Annotated in this window: 4 protein-coding genes; 1 reads left to right on the forward strand and 3 read right to left on the reverse strand. The window is 42.2% G+C overall.

What is annotated here, in order from left to right; translation table 11 throughout:
• The 3 genes from FWF39_RS11980 to FWF39_RS11990 form a co-directional block, all read right to left on the reverse strand.
• On the reverse strand, positions 1 to 1,482 hold a 1,482-nt coding region (locus tag FWF39_RS11980; protein WP_343383668.1), incomplete at its 3' end, for a hypothetical protein.
• A 236-nt stretch (positions 1,483 to 1,718) separates the two neighbouring features.
• Positions 1,719 to 3,221 carry a hypothetical protein gene (locus FWF39_RS11985; protein ID WP_343383669.1) on the reverse strand — a complete coding sequence of 501 codons (1,503 nt, stop codon included), beginning with the start codon at positions 3,219 to 3,221 and terminating at the stop codon, positions 1,719 to 1,721.
• Between the two features lie 90 nt (positions 3,222 to 3,311).
• Complete coding sequence (locus FWF39_RS11990; RefSeq protein ID WP_343383670.1) at positions 3,312 to 3,560, reverse strand: hypothetical protein; 249 nt, start codon at positions 3,558 to 3,560, stop codon at positions 3,312 to 3,314.
• On the opposite strand from FWF39_RS11990, the gene FWF39_RS11995 reads away from it, so the two are divergent.
• The coding region (locus FWF39_RS11995; RefSeq protein WP_343383671.1) for a hypothetical protein at positions 3,547 to 4,018 on the forward strand (472 nt) is incomplete at its 3' end. The two genes, FWF39_RS11990 and FWF39_RS11995, sit on opposite strands and share 14 nt — an antisense overlap.

Raw genomic sequence — 4,018 nt, forward strand, 5'->3', positions numbered from 1 at the left:
GGACTCAAAAACAGCGTTTATGGTAACACTTGGGTCCATACTCCATGTTTGAAGAGTATGATCCCACTTGTAAGCGGTTGCGTTAAAGAGCTTATCAAAAAACTCATACTCACAAGTAGTGTTGGCAGCAAAATATCTTGGGACACCAAAGAGATCACAACCAAGGGTTAGGTTGTAGTAGAGGGCGTTTGTGAAGCCTTGGTTGGTAATTTCTGCTATAACTGCAGGGTTTAGTGTGTAGTGGAGTTTGGCATAACGCTCCTGTGAGGTAAAATACAGAGGCATAGGCGTTAAGCAGTTTAGCGTTTGATTTTTCTCTACGCCCACCTCTTTGGCAAAGAGATCAAGTCGTTTATTGTGTGCATACATCGCTGTTATAGTATTTCCAAAGGGTGAAGTAGTTAGGGTTCCGTTGGGGGCGTTAAATTGTTCTATAACCTGATTTTGCAAATCTTCCTGACTCATCGCTGTTTGGCTACTTTGGTTTGGGTTAACTGCGGGGGGAAAGACTATGCTGGCTTGCCACTCAAACCACTCCCCATAAACCCCACCTCCACCTGTTCCATCTACGGGCAGAATTTGAGTCCAAACATAACTATGATTAGTGTTTGCTTCCCAAAGAAAACCCACAGGAAAATCCTTACTCGTAAAACCTTTACCATCAACATCTAAAACTATCTGACTGAGTTTAGCCTCACCGTCTATACCTTGGGCTAAGAATTGGGTGTTGGAGCTTTGATTAAGAAAACTAGCCACCGTAAGGTTTGGGGCGAGGGATTGCTGCATCTGACCTATTTGCGGAATTTTCTGCGCATACCCCTCCCAAACATAATCATCAATCACTGCACGCTGCCTAAGATTACGATCAGGCCCATTACCATCGTAGCGTACAATTATAGCAAAAGGTTTCTCATAACTGCTTGAACCATTCCCAGTTGGAACAGTATAGGTAAGAACTACGGTAAAATGCGGATCATACTCCACCACCACAACAGACAACGATACCTCAGCCATCACATAACTTTCACTTCCAGAAACATCATCAGCAGTGGAACGATTGCCCCACACCTCAACAACAAAAAAATACACCCCCGCCGAAGCAGAGGACAAAACCTCAAAACCGCCCACACCAACTCCCTCCACCCCAAAAGCGTTGCTGTTGCTAAACATGTTAAAAACGGAGCGGTCATAGTGAATTTCTATCTTTTCAAAATTAACCTCACTTGTTAATTCTGTGCTATAGGTTATTTTGAATCTATCATTGGGATAAAATGTGCTATCCTCATTAATGGCATACATACCATATCTGTCAAGCAATGGTTCAATTGTCAAGTTTACAGTGTTTTGCCCAGTTTGGGCAGTCAATAAACCTAAAAAACCACCAAACACCGATAACCCCGCTAAGAAAATCAGTAAAAAAGCTAAACTCTGTTTTACAACAATTTTCCGTTTCCATGAGCCTTTACGTATAGGTTTATCCAAACATTACACCATAAAAACAACATACAGAAATTTAAAAAGAAACTAAACAAACTAACCCAACAACACGCTATTGTGGTTAATTTTTAATTTTTAACTGTTCAGCCAGAGTAGTTTGAATAACGCTATTACTACCCTCTGGATGTGCAAACAAAGCACCCAACCATAGTGTACCTACACATCACCTGCACCTATAACGTTAACAGGTCATCAACTGTTTATATTCACTCTATGACTGTTCATTTCGTTTTGCCACAAACTCTGCATTTTTTGGTAAATAAACCGCTCATCTCGCCACCACAATGTCGGCATAACCCCTGTGATGCCCATTTGTTAGACTGCTCTATACGTCGTTGTTCCTCTATACGTCGTTGTTCCTCTATACGTCGTTGTTCCTCTATACGTCGTTGTTCCTCTATACGTCGTTGTTCCAAATGCTCGCACGCTTGTTTTTTATCAACAAAACCAATATTTCGCCAACTATCCACATTACACTGACCATAGCGTTTGTCTTCAGTTGCTACAACGGTTCCATCAGCCCTCAAACCAACCGTATGATTCTCAAAAGCATATATTGCGACAATATCACGCCAACCACCAACATCACACTGACCACAATAAACGTCCTTACCACAAATAACGGTTCCGTTATTTCCAGTGGCAACAACTGTACCGTCTGCTCTCAAACCAACCGTATGAGTATTGCCTGTAGCAACAGCAACAATGTTACGCCAATTATCCACATTACACTGACCATAATGATTACTTCCAGTTGCTATAACAGTACCGTCAGCCCTCAAACCAACCGTATGACCAATATCCGTGGCGATAGCAACGATATTACGCCATTCATCAACATTACACTCATCAAAATGTCTGTCTTGAGTTGCTACAACGGTTCCGTCAGCCCTCAAACCAACCGTATGAGACACACGGGTTATTGCTATTATGTCACACCAACCACCAACATTACACCTGCCTGTACTATTGTCTCCAGTGGCAACAACTGTACCGTCTGCTCTCAAACCAAACGTACTATGCCTGTCAACAACTACAGCAACAATGTTACGCCAATTATCCACATTACACTGACCATAATGATTACTTCCAGTTGCTATAACAGTACCGTCAGCCCTCAAACCAACCGTATGGTCATATCCAGTAGCTACAGCAACAATATCGTACCAACACCCAACAGCGCACTCACCATATTCGTTCTTTCCAACCGCAACAACTGAACCGTCAGCCCTCAAACCAACCGTACGACTGTATGCACTGGTTATTGCAACAATACCACACCACCTACCCACATCGCATTGGCCATTTTTATTGTCTCCAGTTGCTACAACTGTACCGTCTGCCCTCAAACCAACCGTATGACGTCTAGTAAAAATACAACCACTATATTTGGAATTATTTTCGCGTATTCTTTTAAGCTCAGATATACGTTTTTGTCTTTCTTGCTTTTCTTGTTGTATTTTTTGTTGATTTTTCTGACTATATGCTTCCAGCTTGGAACGATAATCTTGGTCAGCAAAACGGATCGCCTTTTTGAAGTTCGGTTTGTCCTCCAGAGTAAACTGTTGGTTTGCCAAGTCTATTTCACGTCTGATGTGTAATTCAGCGCATAATAAACCAATATACGCCCTTGCATGTTCAGGGTTTATATCCAGAACTTTATTGAAATATTCAGATGCTTTACTCCAGTTTGAATCTTCTAAAAATAAGAAGCTACGTGTCAATAAAGAGTCTACAGTGGACATAACTTTTTAGTTCTTTGCACTATATTAATAGTTTTCTTTTAAATTTGTGGATGGTTTTATGTGTTGATGTCAAATGGATTTAGCTGTTGGCCGTGGGGGTAGTGATTGTTGGGTTGAGGTTAGGCCGCTTATTACTTCCAAGTTAGAGTCTGCAAGTTTTGCGCCTGTTTTAGATGCGCTGCATAATTTGGGTAGGCCGTTTAGGTTTTTTATTGTTGCCCCTAAAGATGGTGAGGATGTGGGAGGTGAACGGTCGTTGGTTAGGTTTTTCTTTGAGTTTTTTGATGAACAGACCCGTGCGCAAATGTCAAATGTCATACGAACTTTGCTTGATGTAGAGGTTATAGGCGGGGGTAATCTGCCAAAATATCAATACCGTTTTTGTGCGGATTTAGAGCTATCTAAGGATTATGCGTTGCCGTTAGTGTTTAATGGTCAGCGACAAGAGCTGGTGGTTAATCTTGTGGACCGATTAGTGGCTTCTGTTGCAGGGTTGGGGGTATGTGTTGAGGTTGTTGTGCAGGCCGATCCTAACGCTGCAGGGGGTATACAGAATTTTGTGCACAAAAAAACCACCCACAAATCAACCTCATCGACAAGTTCGTTGGTTTTAGATCCTTTGGTTGATTTGTTAGGGGCGGGCATTGGAAAAGGCTCAAAAAGTGAATCATCTAAGGGGCGGTCTGGGGTGGGTAGGGTGGATTCTTGGAGCCGCGAGCTTGTACGTGGTGCGGAGTTAAAACTTGCAAGCAACCTATTTGTCTGCAAAATCCATA

This window comes from Candidatus Bathycorpusculum sp., from assembly GCF_009778815.1.
In the GTDB taxonomy this organism is placed as follows: Archaea; Thermoproteota; Bathyarchaeia; order Bathyarchaeales; family Bathycorpusculaceae; genus Bathycorpusculum; species Bathycorpusculum hydrogenotrophicum.